Origin of the sequence: Streptomyces sp. NPDC006872, from assembly GCF_040635845.1 — a bacterium.
Lineage (GTDB): Bacteria > Actinomycetota > Actinomycetes > Streptomycetales > Streptomycetaceae > Streptomyces.
In genome coordinates this window covers 219,434-237,888 of sequence record NZ_JBEYIL010000003.1, presented here as the reverse complement: position 1 = coordinate 237,888, position 18,455 = coordinate 219,434, and the positions used below count along the sequence as shown (strand labels likewise).

Below are 18,455 nucleotides of genomic sequence, written 5' to 3'. Positions count from 1 at the left end.
CGTGAAACATGACCCCGCCGATGCGGCAGGCGGACATGCGAAGGGGCGGTGTTTCACGTGAAACACCGCCCCTCTCCACAACTGCCTTACTTCGTGTAGTCCTTCAGGCAGAGCAGGAAGTTACTGCCGTCACCGCTCTCGGTGTACGAGTACTGGAAGTCCTTGGCCTTCTCCGAGCACTTGGTGTCGGCCGTCAGCTGGCTGTACGTGCCCTCGATCTTCGCCAGCACGATGTACTGCGCCTGCGAGGAGTCGCACTTGACGACCTCGAGGTCGGGGTTGTTGTCGTCGCTGCTGCCGCGGTGCATGCAGTCGCCGACGGCCGCCGTGTTGGCGTCGTCCTGGCTCGATATGTAGGCGCCGATGGCGACACCGATGACGGCGATCACGACGACGATGTTCTTGATCAGCTTGAAGCTGACCTTGCGGCGGGGCTGCTCCGGGGGAACCGCACCGTACGGAGCGGCGCCCGGCTGCGGGTAGCCGGCCTGCGGCGGGTACGGGGCCTGGCCCTCGGGCTGGCCGTAGGGCTGCTGGCCCTGCTGCGCAAACGGGTTCTGGCCCTGGGGCGGCGGAGTCGACACTTGGGTTCCCCCTAGGAACTTAGACGTGTGGCGCGAAATCTGTCGCGAAGTAAGACGCACGTAAGTTACCGGGCCCCACTGACAACCCTGTAGCTCCGAGGGAGTCTGTGTCATTGATGTGACACATACTGGCGCTCAAAGCGGAACATAGCGCCAGCAATTGCTCCGTATATAACGGCGACCGTGACCACCAGCGCTGTCGAACGTCCGTCGGGCGGCAGCATCAGCGCGGCGACACCGGCGGCGCCGACGAAGGCGACGTTGAACAGGACGTCGTAGAGGGAGAAGATCCGGCCGCGGAAGCCGTCCGCCACGGAGGACTGGACGATGGTGTCGGTGGCGATCTTCGCGCCCTGGGTGACCAGCCCCAGCACGAACGCGGCGACGAACGTCGTGACTTGGGTGAACGGGAGCATGAGGACGAGCTCCAGGACCGAGGCCGCCGCGGCGCAGACGACGATCCAGCGGACCGGGCCCAAGCGCCCTGCCGCCGACGGGGTCACCACCGCAGCGAGGAAGAAACCGACGCCGGAGACGCCCACCGCCAGTCCCAGCAGGGCCAGTCCCTCGTCCGTGTCGGACGACCAGGCGTACCGGCACAGCATCAACACCATGACGGTCAGGGCGCCGTAGCAGAACCGCATCAGCGCGATCGAGCAGAGCGCCCAGGCGGCCGCCCGGCGGATCGGCTCGGCCAGGTGGCGCACGCCGGCCGAAAGGCCGTGTGCGGTGCCCCTGAGCGCGGCCGACAGCCGAAGTCGGACCAGGTCACGGTCGGGCCCGAGCAGATCCGCGGCCATGGACAGGGAGACGAGCGCGGCGCACAGGTACAACATGCTTCCCAGCAGCACCACCGCCGCGTCGGAGTCCACCACCAGCCGGACGACGAAGGCGAGACCGCCGCCCGCGACCGCGGCCAGCGTTCCGGCGGTCGGGGAGAGGGAGTTGGCCATCACGAGGCGCTCGCCGTCGACCACCCGCGGCAGCGCCGCCGACAGACCGGCGAGGACGAAGCGGTTGACCGCGGTGACGCACAGCGCGGAGGCGTAGAAGAGCCAGTCGGGGACCTGGCTGATCATCAGGACGGCCGTGGCCGAGGCCAGCAGGGCGCGCAGCAGGTTGCCGTAGAGAAAGACCTGGCGGCGGCGCCAGCGGTCCAGCAGGACGCCGGCAAAGGGGCCGACCAGCGAGTAGGGCAGGAGCAGGACCGCCATGGCGGAGGCGATCGCGGTGGCCGAGGCCTGGTTCTCCGGAGAGAACACGACATAGGCGGCGAGTGCGACCTGGTAGACGCCGTCCGCGCACTGGGAGAGCAGCCGTATGCCGAGCAGACGCCGGAAGTTCCCGAAGCGCAGCAGGACGCGCAGATCACGGACGACGGCCATGGTCACAGCCTCACACACGGGGAGGGTCCCCGGGTCAGTGACCCGGGGACCCTTCTCAGCCCTGGCAGGAGCGAATTTTCAGCGCTGCCGGAACAGCGCCGGTGCTGCTACGAGCGTTGCGTCGGGCTCAGCGCTCGACGTCGCCGCGGATGAACTTCTCGACGTTCTCGCGGGCCTCGTCGTCGAAGTACTGGACCGGCGGGGACTTCATGAAGTAGCTCGACGCCGACAGGATCGGGCCGCCGATGCCGCGGTCCTTGGCGATCTTCGCGGCGCGCACCGCGTCGATGATGACGCCCGCGGAGTTCGGGGAGTCCCAGACCTCGAGCTTGTACTCCAGGCTCAGCGGGACGTCGCCGAAGGCGCGACCCTCGAGGCGGACGTAGGCCCACTTGCGGTCGTCGAGCCACTGCACGTAGTCCGACGGGCCGATGTGGACGTTCTTCGCGCCGAGCTCCCGGTCGGGGATCTGCGAGGTGACGGCCTGCGTCTTGGAGATCTTCTTGGACTCCAGGCGCTCGCGCTCGAGCATGTTCTTGAAGTCCATGTTGCCGCCGACGTTCAGCTGCATCGTGCGGTCCAGCACGACGCCGCGGTCCTCGAACAGCTTCGCCATGACGCGGTGCGTGATGGTGGCGCCGACCTGGGACTTGATGTCGTCGCCGACGATCGGGACGCCCGCCTCGGTGAACTTGTCCGCCCACTCCTTGGTGCCGGCGATGAAGACCGGGAGAGCGTTGACGAAGGCGACCTTGGCGTCGATGGCGGCCTGGGCGTAGAACTTCGCCGCGGCCTCGGAACCGACGGGCAGGTAGCAGACGAGGACGTCGACCTGCTTGTCCTTGAGGATCTGGACGATGTCGACCGGGGCCTCGGCGGACTCCTCGATGGTCTCGCGGTAGTACTTGCCGAGGCCGTCGAGGGTGTGGCCGCGCTGGACGGTCACGCCCGTGTTCGGCACGTCGCAGATCTTGATGGTGTTGTTCTCGGACGCGCCGATGGCGTCCGACAGGTCGAGGCCGACCTTCTTGGCGTCCACGTCGAACGCGGCGACGAACTCGACGTCGCTGACGTGGTACTCGCCGAACTGCACGTGCATCAGGCCCGGGACCCTGGACGCCGGGTCGGCGTCCTTGTAGTACTCGACGCCCTGTACCAGCGATGCCGCGCAGTTGCCCACGCCGACGATGGCTACGCGAACCGAACCCATTCCGGTTGCTCCCTGTGTGTGCGAGTGAGGCCCTGGTTGGGCGCTCACGGGGTGGTTTCGTCGGGCAGATCCGTCCCGGGGTCGCCCCCGGGACGGGGCAGGCCGCCCGTCGATCCAGATGTGGTGTTCTGCTGAGCGGACCCCCCGGAGGCGGAACCTGTCAGGTCCCGTCCGGCCCGCTCGCTCTCGATGAGCTCGTTCAGCCAGCGCACTTCGCGCTCCACGGACTCCATTCCGTGGCGCTGGAGCTCGAGCGTGTAGTCGTCGAGGCGCTCTCGGGTACGAGCCAGGGAGGCGCGCATCTTCTCCAGACGCTCCTCCAGCCGGCTGCGGCGGCCCTCCAGGACGCGCATACGAACATCGCGTGACGTCTGCCCGAAAAAGGCGAAACGTGCGGCGAAGTGTTCGTCCTCGTACGCGTCGGGGCCCGTCTGCGAGAGCAGCTCCTCGAAGTGCTCCTTACCCTCCGCCGTCAACCGGTAGACGATCTTGGCGCGTCGCCCGGTGAGCGGAGCGGCGAGGGCGTCCTCGGGTGTGCTCCCCGGCTCTTCGATCAACCAGCCGTTGGCGACCAGCGTCTTGAGGCAGGGATACAGCGTGCCGTAGCTGAACGCACGGAACACACCCAGTGACGTATTGAGTCGTTTGCGCAGCTCATAGCCGTGCATCGGGGACTCGCGGAGAAGACCCAGGACGGCGAACTCGAGGATCCCGGAACGCCGGCTCATCGTCGCCTCCCTCGGTCTTATGTCGCGCTGATGTATCGACTCGATACATCAAGACGATAGAACGGCCTTCCGGATGCGACAAGAGGGGGGACGGTGAACGGGATCACATCACCGATTCGTTGCAGGCGAGTTGCCTGATTTGAGGTGAACTTCGGGGCTAGGCAGGTTTTGACGGTGCGTAGTCTGTGCGCCATGCACACCACCGGGACCCATGAGACGCCGGGGGGCGTCGAGGTCCTCGGTGCAGTACGGATGAATGCGCGACCGACCGCATCCGTACTTCGGGGGGACAGGAAACCAGCCGCCCTTTCCAGGCGCGCACGGATGCGCCTGCCCGAGGAGTAATCGTTCGATGAGCGAGCACCGTCGCAAACCGCCGCAGCCGCAGGGAGGCGGACGTGCCGCGGCCCGACGCGGCCAGTCCGGTCCGTCCTCCGGCCGCCGCGCGGCACCGCGAGGCGCCACCGGATCTCCTGCCGACTACGGGTTGGGTCACGGGTCCGGAGGCGAGGAGCAGCCGCACAGCAGCCGCACCGACGCCCGACGCGCGCCCCAGAGAAACTCGGGCGGGCGGCGCAGAGTGGCCGAACCCACCGGCCCCGGACGGGGCAGAGGGCGCTCGGCGCCCGACCGGAAGCGCCTGGTCGACTACCCGCGCGCCGGAAAGTACGGCTGGCAGCGCTGGGTGCCGTCCTGGAAGCTCGTCACGGGCCTGTTCGTCGGCTTTGTCGGCAGCCTGGTGGCCGTGGCCGGCATCGGGTACGCCATGGTGGGCATCCCGGACGTCGCCAAGACGGCCACGGCGCAGAACAACGTCTACTACTGGAAGGACGGCAGCCAGATGGTTGCCACCGGTGGTGAGACGAACCGTCAGAACATCGACCTCTCGCAGATCCCCGAGGAGATGCGCTGGGCGGTGATCTCGCAGGAGAACAAGACCTTCTACGACGACAGCGGCATCGACCCCAAGGGCATCGCCCGAGCCGTGTTCAACATGGCCAGGGGCGGACAGACGCAGGGTGGATCGACGATCACCCAGCAGTACGTCAAGAACGCGATGCTGAACGACCAGAGCCAGACGATCTCCCGGAAGTTCAAGGAGATCTTCGTGTCGATAAAGGTGGGCGCGGAGGTCGACAAGGACCAGATCATGGCCGGCTACCTGAACTCCGCGTACTACGGGCGCAACGCCTACGGAATCCAGGCCGCCGCCCGCGCGTACTTCAACAAGGACGCGATCAAGCTCAACCCGGGCGAGTGCGCCTTCCTGGCCGCCATGCTGAAGGGCGCCACGTACTACGACCCCGCCGGTGCGACCTCGGTCGACCCGACCGGAGCCACGCCCCAGGCCAACAGCAAGCGGGCCCTGGTCCAGATGCAGGACACCCTCGACAAGATGGTCGAGTACGGGCACCTCGATGCCTCGGTGCGGGCCAAGTACACGACGCTCCCCAAGTGGCAGAACCCCCGGTCGAACACCGACCTGAAGGGGCAGGTCGGCTACCTCGTCGACCTCGCCAACGGTTACCTGGTCACCAACAGCAAGAAGACCGGGATCACCCAGGACCTGCTGCAGCAGGGCGGCTACTCGATCTACACGACCTTCGACAAGAACAAGGTCAAGGAGCTCGAGGAGTCGGTCACCAAGGTCCAGAAGGCCAACATCAAGCCGGAGGAACGGCCGGAGACCGACACGCACGTCCAGTTCGGCGGCGCGTCCGTGGAACCGGACACCGGTGCCATCCGGGCCGTCTACGGCGGTGAGGACGCGACCAAGCACTTCACCGACAACGCCGACCAGACCGGTGCCCAGGTCGGTTCGACGTTCAAGCCGTTCGTGCTGGCGGCCGCGATGACCTGGGGTGTGCGCGATCCGGAGCTTGGGTCGTCGCAGGCGCAGGACGAGCGCACCATCGTCTCGCCCAAGAGTCTGTTCAGCGGCAAGAACAAGCTCAAGATCCAGAATTACGACCAGACGGTCTGGAAGAACGAGAAGGGCGAGGAGTGGCTGCAGACCAACGACGGCGGCGTCTCCCTCGGCAGCCCTCCCGACTTCAAGATCGACCTGCGTGAGGCGATGCGCGAGTCGGTGAACTCCGCCTTCGTGCAGCTCGGCATGGATGTCGGTCTGGACAAGGTCAAGGAAGCCGCGGTCAGCGCGGGCCTGAAGGAGTCCAGCCTCACCAACAGCGGATTCCCGTCGTTCTCGATCGGTATCTCCGACCCGAGCGCGATCCGGATGGCGGGTGCGTACGCGACCTTCGCCTCCAGCGGCAAGCAGCGCGATCCGTACTCCGTGGAGAAGGTCACGAGCGAGAAGGGCCAGATCTTCACGCACGAGACCGAGTCGAAGCAGGCGTTCACCTCCAAGGTCGCCGACAACGTGACGGACGTCCTGAAGACCGTGGTCGAGAAGGGCACCGGTACCAACGCCCAGCTGACGGGCCGCGAGGTCGCGGGCAAGACCGGTACCACCGACGGCAACAAGTCGGCCTGGTTCGTGGGCTACACCCCGCAGCTGTCGACTGCGGTCACCATGTTCCGCTACGACGACGACGAGTCGAACAAGAACCGTACGTTCCTGGAGATGTTCGGAACGGGTGGCCAGAAGAAGATCCACGGTGCCTCGTTCCCGGCGCAGATCTGGCACGACTACATGGAAGAGGCGCTGAAGGGCACGCCGGCGAAGGACTTCCCGGAGCCTGAGTCCATCGGTGAGATCGTCAACGCCGAGCCGTCTCCGACGCCGTCTCCTTCGGTCACCGAGACCGAGGAGGAGGAGTCGTCCCCGTCGCCCTCTCCGAGCCGGTCGCAGGTCCAGCCTTCGCCTTCGGCGACCTCGACGTGCACCACCTTCTTCGGCTGTGACGAGGACAGCGAGGGAACGACCAGCGGAACCTCGGAGGGCAGCAGCGGGGAGACAAGCGCCTCGCCGACTGCCACGGAGACAGAGGGCAACAGCAGAGGCAATACCAGCAACGGCTTCTTCGGAGGCGGTGGCTAGTCGCGCAATCGCCCAGCTTGGGTGTTTCACGTGAAACATGTGCATGTTTCACGTGAAACGAGGGCCGCTCCACCGGACCAGGTGGGGCGGTCCTCGGCGTTTTCCTAGGTCCGTACGGCAGGATGTCGCCCATGCCCAGTCCAGAATCGACGCCGGCGCGCGTACACGAGCCGGATCCGGTAAGGCCCACCAGTGACGACCCGGTGGCCGCGGCCGGCAGTGAGCTGATCGGCGGTCCCCTCGGCCGACGGGCCCTGCTGGGGACTTCCTGGTGGACTCCCGTACGGATCGTCGCGCTCGTGGCGATCGGGATGTTCGCCCTAGGACTGATCCAGAAGGCGCCCTGCTACAACGGAGGCTGGTTCTTCGGCGCCACCTCCCAGTACACGCACGCCTGCTACTCGGACATTCCGCACCTCTACCAGGGGCGCGGCTTCGCCGACGGGCTCGTGCCGTACTTCGACAAGCTCCCCGGCGACATGGACTACCTCGAGTACCCGGTGCTGACCGGCGTGTTCATGGAGGTCGCCAACTGGTTGACGCCGGGCAGCGGCAGCATCCAGGACCAAGAGCAGTGGTACTGGATGGTCAACGCCGGGATGCTGATGGCCTGTGCGGCCGTCATCGCCGTCTGCGTGGCCCGGACGCACGCGCGGCGTCCCTGGGACGGCCTGCTGGTCGCCCTGGCGCCGGCCTTCGCGCTGACCGCGACCATCAACTGGGACCTGCTGGCGGTCGCTCTGACGGCCGCGGCGATGCTCATGTGGTCTCGGGGCCGGTCCCTGGCCTTCGGCGTCCTGCTGGGGCTTGCAACGGCCGCCAAGCTCTATCCCGTGTTCCTGCTCGGCCCCCTGTTCGTGCTGTGCTGGCGCGCGGGGAAGTGGCGGGACTTCGGCAAGGCGCTGGCGGGTGCGGTCGTCGCCTGGCTGGTGGTGAACCTGCCGGTGATGCTCTTCGCCTTCGAGGGGTGGTCGAAGTTCTACCGGTTCAGTCAGGAGCGGGGCGTCGACTTCGGCTCCTTCTGGCTGATCATGGCCCAGAACTCCAGCGACCCGCTCACCACCGACAGCGTCAACACCCTCGCCACGCTTCTCGTCGTGCTGTGCGCTGTGGGCATCGCGGCGCTGGCGCTGACCGCGCCTCGTCGCCCCCGCTTCGCTCAGCTGGCCTTCCTGATCGTGGCGGCCTTCATCCTCACCAACAAGGTCTACTCGCCGCAGTACGTCCTGTGGCTGGTGCCGCTGGCGGTGCTGGCCCGGCCGAAGTGGCGGGACTTCCTGATCTGGCAGGCGTGCGAGGTCGTCTACTTCCTGGGCATCTGGATGTACCTCGCCTACACGATGAGCGGAGACGCCCACAAGGGCCTGCCGACCGACGGCTACCACTGGGCCATCGCCGTGCACCTGCTGGGGACGCTGTACCTGTGTGCCGTGGTCGTACGGGACATCCTGATGCCGGAGCGGGACGTGGTGCGGCAGGCCGGTGACGACGATCCCTCGGGAGGAGTGCTCGACGGGGCGGAGGACGTCTTCGTCCTCGGCGCCGCGGCGCATCCGCCCCGGCACGCATCCCACTTCGACGGCCCGCAGGTGGACTGGGGCAAGGCGGACGCCGTCGACAGTTCGCCGTGAGCGAACAGCCAGTTGCCGGAAGAGGCCGTACACGGAATCCGTGTACGGCCTCTCTGCTGTCTCTGCTGTCTCTGCTGTCTCTGCTGCCTGTGTTGCCTCTGGGGCTCAGCGGTCCACGAGCCGGTCGAACTGCGTGGTGGTGTGCCGCAGATGGGCCACCAGCTCGTCGCCGACCTGTGGCTCCGGCGCGTCCGAGGGCACGAACAGGATGGACACCTGCATGTGCGGCGGCTCGGCGAACCAGCGCTGCTTGCCGCCCCAGACGAACGGCGAGAGGTTCCGGTTCACGGTGGCGAGGCCGGCCCGGGCGACGCCCTTGGCACGCGGCATGACGCCGTGGAGGGCCTTGGGTGCCTCCAGACCCACCCCGTGCGACGTACCGCCCGCCACGACCACCAGGAAGCCGTCGGAGGCCGCCTTCTGCTGCCGGTAGCCGAAGCGGTCGCCCTTGGCGACCCGGGTGACGTCCAGGACCGCCCCGCGGTACTCGGTGGCGTCGTGGTCCCCCAGCCACAGCCGCGTGCCGATCCGGGCACGGAACCGGGTCTGCGGGAACTGCTGCTGCAGCCGGGCGAGTTCGTCGGCCTTGAGGTGGCTGACGAACATCGTGTGCAGCGGCAGCCGGGCCGCGCGCAGCCGGTCCATCCAGCCGATGACCTCCTCGACGGCGTCGGAGCCGTCGGTGCGGTCCAGCGGCAGGTGGATCGCGAAACCCTCGAGCCGGACGTTCTCGATGGCGGCGTGCAGCTGGGCCAGGTCCTGCTCACTGATGCCGTGCCGCTTCATCGAGGACATCACCTCGATGACCACACGGGCCCCGACAAGGCCGTACACGCCGTCGATCGAGGACACCGAGCGCACGACCCGGTCCGGCAGCGGCACGGGCTCCTCGCCGCGCCGGTACGGCGTCAGCACCAGCAGGTCACCGCCGAAGAAGTCCTTGATGCGCGCGGCTTCGTACGTCGTTCCGACGGCGAGGATGTCCGAGCCCAGCCGGGTGGCCTCCTCCGCCAGCCGCTCGTGCCCGAAGCCGTAGCCGTTGCCCTTGCAGACCGGGACGAGTCCCGGGAACTGCTCCTGCACGTGCTTGTGATGCGCCCGCCAGCGCGCGGTGTCGACGTAGAGGGTGAGCGCCATGGCCGGACCTGGGACCTTTCTGGTGGCTGCGGTGTGGGGAAACGCGTCAGAGGTGTCAGAGGCGTCAGAGGTATGGAATCACCGAACGTGACGTCAGCGGCGCGACATGTAGATGTCGAGCGCCTTGTGGAGCAGCTTGTTCAGCGGGAAGTCCCACTCGCCGAGGTACTCCGCGGCCTGACCGCCCGTGCCGACCTTGAACTGGATCAGGCCGAAGAGGTGGTCGGTCTCGTCCAGCGAGTCGGAGATGCCGCGCAGGTCGTAGACGGTGGCGCCGAGCGCGTAGGCGTCGCGCAGCATGCGCCACTGCATCGCGTTCGAGGGACGGAACTCACGGCCGATGTTGTCGGAGGCGCCGTAGGAGTACCAGACGTGCCCGCCGACGATCAGCATCGTCGCCGCCGACAGGTTCACCCCGTTGTGGCGGGCGAAGTACAGCCGCATGCGGTTCGGGTCCTCGGTGTTGAGGGCTGTCCACATGCGCTGGAAGTACGACAGGGGGCGCGGCCGGAAGTGGTCGCGCACGGCCGTGATCTCGTACAGCCGCTGCCATTCCTCGAGGTCGTGGTAGCCGCCCTGGACGACCTCGACGCCGGCCTTCTCGGCCTTCTTGATGTTGCGGCGCCACAGCTGGTTGAAGTTCTTGTGGACCTCTTCAAGGGAACGGTTCGCCAGCGGCACCTGGTACACGTAGCGCGGCTGGACGTCGCCGAAGCCGGCGCCGCCGTCCTCGCCCTGCTGCCAGCCCATGCGGCGCAGCTTGTCGGCCACCTCGAAGGCGCGCGGTTCGATGAAGTCGGCCTCGATGTCGCGCAGTCGCTTCACGTCCGGGTTCTGGATGCCCGCCTTGATGGAGGTGGCCTCCCAGCGGCGGATGATCACCGGCGGGCCCATCTTCACCGAGAACGCGCCCTGCTGCTTGAGGTGCGCGAGCATCGGTTCCAGCCACTCGGTCAGATTCGGCGCGTACCAGTTGATGACCGGGCCCTCGGGCAGATAGGCCAGATAGCGCTTGATCTTGGGCAGTTGGCGGTAGAGGACCAGACCCGCGCCGACCAGTTCACCGGTTCGTCCGTCGAACCAGCCGAGGCTCTCCGAGCGCCACTCGGCCTTGACATCGGCCCAGGCCGGAACCTGCATGTGGCTCGCCGACGGCAGGCTCTGGATGTATGCCAGATGCTGCTCTCGGCTGATCGTCCTCAGGGTCAGGCTCATTCGGGGCGCTCCTCGGGCTGGTGTGGCCCCATGGGTACGGGGGCTCCGGCTCTCGCGCCGAAGCCTACTGCGCCTTGCGAGCGCCCTGACTGGGCGTATGGAACCTGCGCCCCGGCCCGAGCGCGGCCGGGGCGTTCCGTCATGGTTCGTAGGTGTCCTACGCGTCCTGCGGTGAGGGTGGTGTCCGGGGTGCCGGGATCGGCGCCGGTCCGTTCACCAGACTCCGCCGAAGAGACCGCCGTGCGCCATCCCGATGAAGAAGCCCACGGCCGCGGCACCGAGACCCAGGATCAGGCCGAAGCGCTCACGGGTGGTCTCGGAGATCCACTGTCCGTACGCGCCGGTCAGGATTCCCACCAGACCGGTCCAGGAGCTCAGCAGATGCAGGCTGTGGAAGAACGACGTGATGAAGGCCGTCAGGCCGAGCACCAGCGTCACGGCGAGCAGAGTGTCCTGGAGCGGATGGGATTTGCCGTCGGTGGCGAAGAGAGATCCGGCGGTATTGGGTCGCAATGCCTGTGCCATGTGGCACCTCCTGCGGAAGGCGGCGCATCGTAGCGCCATACACACCCGACGTGTACAGATTGACGGGCAACCACGCCGGATTTCAACCGGAAGCGGGTGTGCAGGTAGTCTGTACCCTCTGCACCGGTGTCTGCCCAACCAGAGCCAGGGCGTCTGCCCAGCTCAGACCGTGGATGTCGCTCGCCGGCCCCCGATTGTCAGTGGCGGCCGATACCGTTGCGTACGCATCACAACCCTCCTGCCACGGATCGACCGTGGCCGCTGAGTCCAAAGGAGGTGGGTTCCACATGCGTCACTACGAAGTGATGGTCATCCTCGACCCCGATCTCGAGGAGCGCGCTGTCTCCCCGCTGATCGAGAACTTCCTCTCCGTCGTCCGTGAGGGCAACGGAAAGGTCGAGAAGGTCGACACCTGGGGCCGTCGTCGTCTCTCGTACGAGATCAAGAAGAAGCCCGAGGGCATCTACTCGGTCATCGACCTGCAGGCCGAGCCTGCGGTCGTCAAGGAGCTCGACCGCCAGATGAACCTGAACGAGTCGGTCCTCCGGACCAAGGTCCTCCGCCCCGAGACCCACTGAGCTCACGCTCAGCTGATCTCGGGATTTCGAGTAGCAGCACAAGCAGCCAGCAGCAAACCCGCCGAGAGGTTCCCCCATGGCAGGCGAGACCGTCATCACGGTCGTCGGCAATCTTGTCGACGACCCCGAGCTGCGCTTCACCCCCTCCGGTGCGGCGGTCGCGAAGTTCCGTGTCGCGTCCACTCCCCGCACCTTCGACCGTCAGACGAACGAGTGGAAGGACGGCGAAAGCCTGTTCCTGACCTGCTCGGTCTGGCGTCAGGCGGCGGAGAACGTCGCGGAGTCGCTCCAGCGAGGCATGCGCGTCATCGTGCAGGGCCGGCTGAAGCAGCGGTCCTACGAGGACCGTGAGGGCGTCAAGCGCACGGTCTACGAGCTGGACGTCGAGGAAGTCGGCGCCAGCCTGCGCAGTGCCACGGCAAAGGTCACCAAGGCCTCGGGCCGCGGTGGCCAGGGCGGCCAGGGTGGTTACGGCGGCGGTGGCGGTGGCGGCCAGGGTGGCGGCGGCTGGGGTGGAAACTCCGGCGGCGGCCAGCAGGGCGGCGGCGCTCCCGCTGAGGACCCGTGGGCCACGGGCGCTCCCGCCGGTGGCGCCCAGGGCGGCGGCAGCGGCAGCGGCGGCGGTTGGGGCGGAAGCTCCGGCGGCGGCCAGCAGAGCGGCGGCTACTCGGACGAACCCCCCTTCTAGCCCGTCGGGCCCGGGCATCCGGGCCGGCTCGGGTCGAGGGTGGGTCGTATCCCAACTTCTTGATCACACAGGAGAAACACCATGGCGAAGCCGCCTGTGCGCAAGCCTAAGAAGAAGGTCTGCGCATTCTGCAAGGACAAGGTCACGTACGTGGACTACAAGGACACGAACATGCTGCGGAAGTTCATTTCCGACCGCGGCAAGATCCGTGCCCGTCGCGTGACCGGCAACTGCACGCAGCACCAGCGTGACGTCGCCACGGCCGTCAAGAACAGCCGTGAGATGGCGCTGCTGCCGTACACCGCCCAGGCGCGATAAGGGAAGGGTGACCGACAAATGAAGATCATCCTCACCCACGAGGTCTCTGGCCTCGGTGCCGCCGGCGACGTCGTCGACGTCAAGGACGGTTACGCTCGCAACTACCTGATCCCGCGGAACTTTGCGATCCGCTGGACCAAGGGTGGCGAGAAGGACGTCGAGCAGATCCGTCGTGCTCGCAAGATCCACGAGATCCAGACCATCGAGCAGGCCAACGCTGTGAAGGCCCAGCTCGAGGGCGTGAAGGTCCGTCTGGCCGTCCGCTCCGGCGACGCCGGTCGTCTCTTCGGTTCCGTCACCCCGGCCGACATCGCTTCGGCGATCAAGGCTTCCGGTGGCCCCGAGGTCGACAAGCGCCGCATCGAGCTCGGCTCGCCGATCAAGACCCTGGGCGCCCACCAGACGTCCGTGCGTCTGCACCCCGAGGTTGCCGCCAAGGTCAACATCGAGGTCATCGCGGCCTGATCGCTGCGCTCGGCTTGAAGTGCCGAGAAGGGGCCGCACCCACTGGGTGCGGCCCCTTCCGCTTGCTTGTTTCACGTGAAACACCCGCTTCACGCGAGGGCTCGTTCTGCTCGACCTTCTGTTTCGCTGTTTCGCGCGACCGCCGGTTTCACGTGAAACGGTCAGCGGGTTGCGCCGGTGATGAGCCAGCGGCCGGAGCGGGCGCGTAGCCAGAGCGTCAGCATCCGGACCGCCATCATCAGGGTCATCGCTCCCCACACCGCGGTGAGACCGCCACCGAGAACCGGCACCAGCAGGGCCACCGGGGTGAAGACGGCCAGCGTGAGCACCATCGCCCAGGCGAGATACGGTCCGTCTCCCGCACCCATCAGCACACCGTCCAGGACGAAGACGATGCCGCAGATCGGCTGGGAGAGCGCCACCACGAGTAGAGCCGGCAGCGCGGCGTCCTTCACCGCAGGGTCGCTGGTGAACAGCGGCAGGAACAGCGGCCGGGCGATCACGACGAGCAGGCCGAGGGCGACACCCACGGCGATGCCCCACTCGACCATGCGGCGGCAGACGTCACGGGCGCCCTGAGCGTCGCCGGCCCCGAGGTAGCGTCCGATGATGGCCTGTCCGGCTATGGCTATGGCGTCGAGGGCGAAGGCGAGCAGGCTCCACAGGGCCAGCGCGATCTGGTGTGCCGCGATGTCGTCGTCCCCGAGACGGGCGGCCACAGCGGTGGCGATCATCAGAATGGCCCGCAGGGAGAGCGTGCGGACCAGTAGCGGTACCCCGGCCTGGGCGGAGGCTCTGATGCCGGCGGCGTCGGGCCGCAGAGACGCGCCGTGGCGGCGAGCTCCCCGCACCACCACCGCGAGGTAGGCCACGGCCATACCGCACTGGGCGATGACGGTGCCCCAGGCGGAGCCGGCGATGCCGAGGTCCGCGCCGTAGACGAGGCCGACGTTCAGGGCCCCGTTGGCGACGAAGCCCCCGACGGCGACGTACAGCGGGGTCCTGGTGTCCTGGAGTCCTCGTAGGACGCCGGTCGCGGCCAGAACGACGAGCATGGCCGGGATGCCGAGTGCCGAGATGCGCAGATAGGTGGTCGCGTACGGAGCGGCGGTGTCCGAGGCCCCGAACACGTCGACGAGTGTCGGGGCGGCGGGCAGGACGGTCACGATCACGGCGGCGCCGAGCAGAAGGGCCAGCCAGATTCCGTCCATGCCCTGGCGGATGGCGGCCGGAAGGTCACCGGAGCCCACGCGGCGCGCGACGGCGGCGGTGGTGGCGTAGGCGAGGAAGACGAAGACGCTGACGGCTGTCATGAGAAGTGCGGAGGCGACTCCGAGCCCGGCGAGTTGGGCGGTGCCCAGATGGCCCACGATCGCACTGTCGGCCATGACGAAGAGCGGCTCGGCGACGAGTGCGCCGAAGGCCGGGACGGCAAGTGCGACGATCTCCCGATCGTGCTGTCGCCGGATGGCTCTGGGGGGCGCGGGAGCCTGTGTCATGAGCACCAATCTAATCGTCCACAGGTAAGAGATGCAATCGGTCTGTGACCCTTACCTCCTCTCGCGTCGGGCATCCACTCGCGCGTCGTTCGAAGGGATCTTGGCCAGACCGGGAAACTTTTTCTTCTGCACAGCCAGTGGATGGGGAACGTGCAGGTCAGAGGCGGTCGAAAAGAAAAGGAGAGGGCTTGTTCACAGCACTGTCCACCGGGTCATGCACAGGTTTTGCGGAGTTCTCCACAGCATCGGGGTCGTCGTCCACATGGCCTGTGGATAACCAGATTGGCTGAAGGTGCCCGCGGGCCTACGGTGGTCCGGCACCTGCTGCGTCCGTCGGCCGATGAAACCCTCACAATACCGACGCGCCACAAACGGAGTTGGGGCTCTCGATTGTCAGTGCCGTGCCGTAGAACTTGAGGCACGGCGAGGTCCGCTCGGCGGACGGGAGGAGGCTGCTCGGTGAGCATTTCCGAGCCCTTGGACGACCCGTGGGCCGAGAGCGGACCCAGTGATCGTCTGCCCGCTTCCCGCCGACGTGGGGACGGGGGCCGAGGCCGTGACGAACAGCATGATCGCGGCCGGGACAGCGGTGAATGGGAGGGCGGTGGCACCGCTTTCGAGCGGGTACCGCCGCAGGACCTCGACGCGGAGCAGTCGGTCCTCGGCGGCATGCTCCTGTCGAAGGACGCCATCGCCGACGTCGTCGAGGTGCTCAAGGGCCACGACTTCTACAAGCCCGCGCACGAGACGATCTACCAGGCGATTCTCGACGTCTACGCCAAGGGCGAACCGGCCGACCCGATCACGATCGCGGCCGAACTCACCAAGCGCGGCGAGATCAACAAGGTCGGCGGCGCGGCGTATCTGCACACCCTCGTCCAGACGGTGCCGACCGCCGCCAACGCCGAGTACTACGCGGAGATCGTCCACGAGCGAGCGGTACTGCGCCGCCTGGTCGAGGCCGGCACCCGTATCACGCAGATGGGATACGCGGCCGACGACGACGTCGACGAGATCGTCAACCGCGCCCAGGCGGAGATCTACGCGGTCACCGAGCAGCGCACCAGCGAGGACTACCTCCCGCTCGGCGACATCATGGAGGGCGCGCTCGACGAGATCGAGGCGATCGGCTCGCGCAGCGGCGAGATGACGGGTGTGCCCACCGGCTTCACGGACCTCGACTCGCTCACGAACGGTCTGCACCCGGGCCAGATGATCGTCATCGCGGCCCGTCCCGCCATGGGCAAGTCGACGCTGGCGCTGGACTTCGCGCGTGCGGCGTCGATCAAGCACAATCTGCCGAGCGTCATCTTCTCCCTGGAAATGGGGCGCAACGAGATCGCGATGCGTCTGCTGTCCGCCGAGGCCCGGGTCGCCCTGCACCACATGCGGTCCGGCACCATGACGGACGAGGACTGGACGCGCCTGGCTCGCCGGATGCCCGAGGTGTCCTCCGCACCGCTCTACATCGACGACTCCCCGAACCTGTCGATGATGGAGATCCGCGCGAAGTGCCGTCGGCTGAAGCAGCGCAACGACATCAAGCTCGTGATCATCGACTATCTGCAGCTGATGCAGGCCGGTGGTTCCAAGCGCTCCGAGAGCCGTCAGCAGGAGGTCTCGGACATGTCCCGAAACCTCAAGCTGCTGGCCAAGGAGCTGGAGGTCCCGGTGATCGCGCTCTCGCAGCTCAACCGTGGTCCTGAGCAGCGCACGGACAAGAAGCCGATGGTGTCCGACCTGCGTGAGTCCGGCTCCATCGAGCAGGACGCCGACATGGTGATCCTGCTGCACCGTGAGGACGCGTACGAGAAGGAGTCCCCGCGCGCGGGCGAGGCGGACATCATCGTCGGCAAGCACCGTAACGGTCCGACGGCCACCATCACCGTCGCCTTCCAGGGCCACTACTCACGCTTCGTGGACATGGCGCAGACCTGATCCCGCGCGACCCAGGGCGGCCCATACGGCGAAATGAGCTCGACGCCGGCCGTGTGGGCGGGTGGACTGAGGGCATGACGACACCTCAGGAAGAGCTGCTCCCCGGCACCCGGCGTGCGCTGCTGCACCGGATCGCCGTGGCCCAGGCCGAAGGGCGGGCGCCGTCGCTCGTCGCAGCGGTCGTACGGGACGGGCGGGCTGTGTGGCACGGGGCGCGGACCTCGGTCGACGGGCACGCGCCGGACGAGAACGTGCAGTACCGGATCGGCTCGATCACCAAGACCTTCACCGCCGTTCTCGTGCTGAGGCTGCGCGACGAAGGAGTGCTCGACCTCGAGGACCCGCTGGAGAAACACCTGCCCGGCACCGGTGCGGGGGAGGCCACAGTGGCCGAACTGCTCGCCCACACCGGCGGGTTGGCGGCCGAGTCGCCCGGACCGTGGTGGGAGCGAACCCCCGGCTCACTGCGGCCCGAGCTCGCCGACGTCCTCGGCGACCAGGCGGCCCCGCATCCGGCCGGCCGACGCCACCACTACTCGAACCCCGGCTACGCGCTCCTGGGCGCCCTCGTGGAAGAGCTCCGCGGGATGCCCTGGGAAGACGTACTGCGGCGTGAAGTGCTCGAACCTCTGGGCCTCGACCGTACGACCGTCCGACCGCAGGCCCCGGCCGCAGGCGGCTGGGCTGTGCATCCCTGGGCCGACGTCCTGCTGCCCGAGCCCGCCGAGGACTTCGGACGGATGGCCCCGGCGGGCCAGCTCTGGTCCACGACCGGCGACCTCGCGCGTTTCGCCGCCTTCCTGGCGCGCGGCGACGACCGGGTGCTGAGCGCCGAAACCCTGTGCGAGATGTGGACGCCCGCGGCCCCGGTCGGGCTGGCGGATGTGGTGGACGGCGCCACATACGGCCTGGGGCTGCAGATCCAGCACCGGGACGGACGGATCCTCGTGGGCCACTCCGGCTCGGTGCCCGGTTTCCTGGCGACCCTCACCATCGGCATGGCGGACGACGTGGCCGCAGTGGTGCTCGCCAACTGCACCTCGGGCCTGCTGACGTCCCAGGTGGCAGCTGATCTCGTACGTATCGTCGCCGAGGCCGAGCCACGGATTCCCGAGCCCTGGCGTCCCTTGCGGGAAGTCGACGGTTCCGTCCTGGAGCTGGCCGGCCAGTGGTACTGGGGGGCCAGCCCCTTTGCCCTGCGAGTGACGGCCGACGGGCTCGTCTCCTTGGGGCCGCTGTCCGGCGGCGGCCGGCGCTCCCGGTTCAGGCCGAACGGGGACGGCACATGGACCGGCCTGGAGGGCTACTACGCGGGGGAGCTCCTGCGGGCCGTGCAGCGGCCGGACGGGAGCGTGGACCACCTGGACCTGGGGTCGTTCGTGTTCACCCGTGAGCCGTACGACGAGCGGGCCGCAGTGCCTGGTGGTGTCGACCCGGAGGGATGGCGGGGGATCGGCTCTTAGCCTCATGAGAAGGAAGCGCCCTGTTTCACGTGAAACAGGGCGCTTCCTTCGGCGCTTCCTTCTCGTAAGGCCTGCTCTCCCGGAGAG

Annotated in this window: 16 protein-coding genes; 8 read left to right on the top strand and 8 right to left on the bottom strand. The window is 67.7% G+C overall.

Going from position 1 to position 18,455, the window contains the following annotated elements:
• Positions 1–86 precede the first annotated feature (86 nt).
• From ABZ725_RS10055 to ABZ725_RS10040, 4 genes are all read right to left on the bottom strand, one after another.
• A complete protein-coding gene (locus tag ABZ725_RS10055; protein WP_351907603.1) occupies positions 87–584 on the bottom strand; it encodes a hypothetical protein in 498 nt (165 codons plus the stop codon).
• Between the two features lie 110 nt (positions 585–694).
• Positions 695–1,969, bottom strand: coding sequence for an MFS transporter (locus ABZ725_RS10050; protein WP_358802243.1), 1,275 nt, complete (start codon positions 1,967–1,969; stop codon positions 695–697).
• Positions 1,970–2,096: 127 nt separating this feature from the next.
• Positions 2,097–3,179: an inositol-3-phosphate synthase gene (locus tag ABZ725_RS10045; RefSeq protein WP_358802242.1), complete on the bottom strand. Its 1,083-nt coding sequence runs from the start codon at positions 3,177–3,179 to the stop codon at positions 2,097–2,099.
• 44 nt (positions 3,180–3,223) lie between these two features.
• Positions 3,224–3,907: a helix-turn-helix transcriptional regulator gene (locus ABZ725_RS10040; RefSeq protein ID WP_358802241.1), complete on the bottom strand. Its 684-nt coding sequence runs from the start codon at positions 3,905–3,907 to the stop codon at positions 3,224–3,226.
• 352 nt (positions 3,908–4,259) lie between these two features.
• Between ABZ725_RS10040 and ABZ725_RS10035 the strand changes: the two genes are divergently transcribed.
• Positions 4,260–6,911: a transglycosylase domain-containing protein gene (locus ABZ725_RS10035; protein ID WP_358802240.1), complete on the top strand. Its 2,652-nt coding sequence runs from the start codon at positions 4,260–4,262 to the stop codon at positions 6,909–6,911.
• 131 nt (positions 6,912–7,042) lie between these two features.
• Entirely contained in the window at positions 7,043–8,542 is a 1,500-nt protein-coding gene (locus ABZ725_RS10030; RefSeq protein ID WP_358802239.1) for a glycosyltransferase 87 family protein, read from the top strand.
• 105 nt (positions 8,543–8,647) lie between these two features.
• Here ABZ725_RS10030 and ABZ725_RS10025 read toward each other — a convergent pair whose 3' ends face one another.
• The 3 genes from ABZ725_RS10025 to ABZ725_RS10015 form a co-directional block, all read right to left on the bottom strand.
• Complete coding sequence (locus tag ABZ725_RS10025; RefSeq protein ID WP_358802238.1) at positions 8,648–9,679, bottom strand: alanine racemase; 1,032 nt, start codon at positions 9,677–9,679, stop codon at positions 8,648–8,650.
• A 93-nt stretch (positions 9,680–9,772) separates the two neighbouring features.
• On the bottom strand, positions 9,773–10,894 hold the full coding sequence (gene femX, locus ABZ725_RS10020; protein WP_351907617.1) for a peptidoglycan bridge formation glycyltransferase FemX: 1,122 nt from the start codon (positions 10,892–10,894) through the stop codon (positions 9,773–9,775).
• A gap of 213 nt (positions 10,895–11,107) precedes the next feature.
• Positions 11,108–11,419, bottom strand: a complete 312-nt coding sequence (locus ABZ725_RS10015) for a hypothetical protein (RefSeq protein WP_358802237.1) — start codon at positions 11,417–11,419, stop codon at positions 11,108–11,110.
• Positions 11,420–11,706: 287 nt separating this feature from the next.
• On the opposite strand from ABZ725_RS10015, the gene rpsF reads away from it, so the two are divergent.
• From rpsF to rplI, 4 genes are all read left to right on the top strand, one after another.
• A complete protein-coding gene (gene rpsF / locus ABZ725_RS10010) occupies positions 11,707–11,997 on the top strand; it encodes a 30S ribosomal protein S6 (protein ID WP_006604399.1) in 291 nt (96 codons plus the stop codon).
• A gap of 76 nt (positions 11,998–12,073) precedes the next feature.
• Positions 12,074–12,685 carry a single-stranded DNA-binding protein gene (locus ABZ725_RS10005; RefSeq protein ID WP_358802236.1) on the top strand — a complete coding sequence of 204 codons (612 nt, stop codon included), beginning with the start codon at positions 12,074–12,076 and terminating at the stop codon, positions 12,683–12,685.
• 81 nt (positions 12,686–12,766) lie between these two features.
• Entirely contained in the window at positions 12,767–13,003 is a 237-nt protein-coding gene (gene rpsR / locus ABZ725_RS10000; protein WP_020130672.1) for a 30S ribosomal protein S18, read from the top strand.
• 18 nt (positions 13,004–13,021) lie between these two features.
• Positions 13,022–13,468, top strand: a complete 447-nt coding sequence (gene rplI, locus ABZ725_RS09995) for a 50S ribosomal protein L9 (protein WP_351907623.1) — start codon at positions 13,022–13,024, stop codon at positions 13,466–13,468.
• A 161-nt stretch (positions 13,469–13,629) separates the two neighbouring features.
• Here the strand turns inward: rplI and ABZ725_RS09990 are convergent, their stop codons facing one another.
• Entirely contained in the window at positions 13,630–14,967 is a 1,338-nt protein-coding gene (locus tag ABZ725_RS09990; RefSeq protein ID WP_358802235.1) for an MATE family efflux transporter, read from the bottom strand.
• A gap of 459 nt (positions 14,968–15,426) precedes the next feature.
• Here ABZ725_RS09990 and dnaB point away from each other — a divergent pair, with 459 nt between their 5' ends.
• Together dnaB and ABZ725_RS09980 are read left to right on the top strand one after the other, a co-directional pair.
• Entirely contained in the window at positions 15,427–16,905 is a 1,479-nt protein-coding gene (gene dnaB / locus ABZ725_RS09985; protein WP_358802234.1) for a replicative DNA helicase, read from the top strand.
• A 74-nt stretch (positions 16,906–16,979) separates the two neighbouring features.
• A complete protein-coding gene (locus ABZ725_RS09980) occupies positions 16,980–18,368 on the top strand; it encodes a serine hydrolase domain-containing protein (protein ID WP_358802233.1) in 1,389 nt (462 codons plus the stop codon).
• Positions 18,369–18,455 lie beyond the last annotated feature (87 nt).